Annotated in this window: 1 protein-coding gene and 1 pseudogene; one reads left to right on the forward strand and one right to left on the reverse strand. The window is 63.3% G+C overall.

The features are described 5' to 3' along the window. Positions 1-286: 286 nt before the first annotated feature. A pseudogene (locus JDV09_RS25955) lies at positions 287-823 on the forward strand (IS1634 family transposase); the annotation flags it as partial. A gap of 109 nt (positions 824-932) precedes the next feature. Here the strand turns inward: JDV09_RS25955 and JDV09_RS25960 are convergent. Continuing rightward, a partial coding sequence (locus tag JDV09_RS25960; protein ID WP_221372007.1) for a tyrosine-type recombinase/integrase occupies positions 933-1,582 on the reverse strand: 650 nt, incomplete at its 5' end.

Genomic DNA, 1,582 nt, shown 5'->3' on the forward strand with positions numbered 1-1,582 from the left:
CGCTGCGATCGTCTGGTGGCGAAGGAATCGGTTAAGGGAGTAATAGTTTGGCGCGGTGATGTTTCACCCAGCCCGAATGTCACCGGTCGGCGCGATTTGAATCGCCCTGGTTCTGCCGGAGGCTCGATCTATTGGATTGCGACCAGGGGTTGGTCGCTCCGTTGAGAATCGTACCTGACTCGGGCCACAATTTTGATTAGTTGAGCTTGGCAAGCCATTCATGTGCGGTTTTGTTCGGCGTCGGTCCGGAATGTGTGCACTAATCGTGGGGCCGTAGGGTGCGTCGGTGGCCTATGTGCGCACGGTGAAGACGGCGTTAGGAGCGACCGCAGTACAGATCGTGTGGTCATCGCGGCGAGGATCGCGGTCGATCGAGCATCTCGGGTCAGCTCACGACGCGGCGCAACTGGAAGCGCTCAAGGCCGCGGCAGCCACCCGGTTGGCCCAGGGTCAGCAGACGCTGGATCTGGGAATCGACACCGCTGCGGCCCCGGGTGGGCCGTTGCAGATCGTCAGTTCCCGCGCTGCACACTTATGGGAGGCCCTGTGTCATGGCTATCGGGAACTCGGATTCCACCAGGTTCTGGCTGGCGATGAAGTGCTGCGGGATCTGGTGTGCGCCCGGATCATCGAGCCGACCAGCAAGGCTGATTCGGTGCGGGTGCTCGCCGAAACCGGGGTGGGCTCGGCCTCCTATCGGACCATCAAACGGAGGCTGCCGGAGATCGCTGAACCTGTTGTACGCCAATCGTTCTCATCAGCATGTGCACGGCACGCGCAACTCGGGCCAGCGACGCTGGTGCTCTACGACGTGACGACGCTGTTATGCCGACGTCGGCATAACAGCGTTTATGCCGAGTTTTCGGTTATGCCGATGTTTCGGGTTGATGCGCAGGTCAGTGGTGCCGCTGCCGGGTGAAACATCGGCATATTCATAGGGTGTTGAGCCAGGCGAGGATGTCAGGTTCGGGGCGGTAGGTGCCGGGTTTGGTGTTCGGCGGCCGGGTCCGGTCGATCGCAGTCTGCTTGATGTTCATGTCGGCATGCAGGTAGGCGTCGGCGGATTGCGTTCGTTGGTGTCCGAGCCAGAGCGCGATGACGGCGACGTCGACGCCCTGGGCGAGGAGGTTCATCGCCGCGGTGTGGCGCAGGGTGTGGAGAGTGACGTGCTTGTCAGCGATGCTGGGGCAGCGTGCTGCTGCTGTTGGCAGGTAAATCGCGAGCCGGTGTTCGAGCGCATCGCGGGAGAGGTGATCACCACGGGGGCCGCAGAAGAGGGCCTGACCGGGGCGAGTCGATCGCTCGGTGAGATAGGCGCTCATGACCGCGACGGTTGTCGCGGTCAGCGGCGTTGCCCGTGTGCGGCGGCCTTTCCCGGTGCAGGTGATGCTCGCTGCCGATCCGAAGTGGGCGTCGGAGGTGCGCAGTGAGCACAGTTCGCCGACCCGCAGTCCGGTCTGGATGGCCAGAACCAGTAGCGCGTGGTCGCGTCGTCCGGTCCATCGGGTCCGGTCGGGGGCGTTGATCAGAGCGTCGGCCTCGGCGGCGGTGAGGAATTCCAGAACCGGCTTCGGGTGTCGTT

The sequence above is a fragment of the Mycolicibacterium xanthum genome (assembly GCF_019710635.1).
In the GTDB taxonomy this organism is placed as follows: Bacteria; Actinomycetota; Actinomycetes; order Mycobacteriales; family Mycobacteriaceae; genus Mycobacterium; species Mycobacterium xanthum.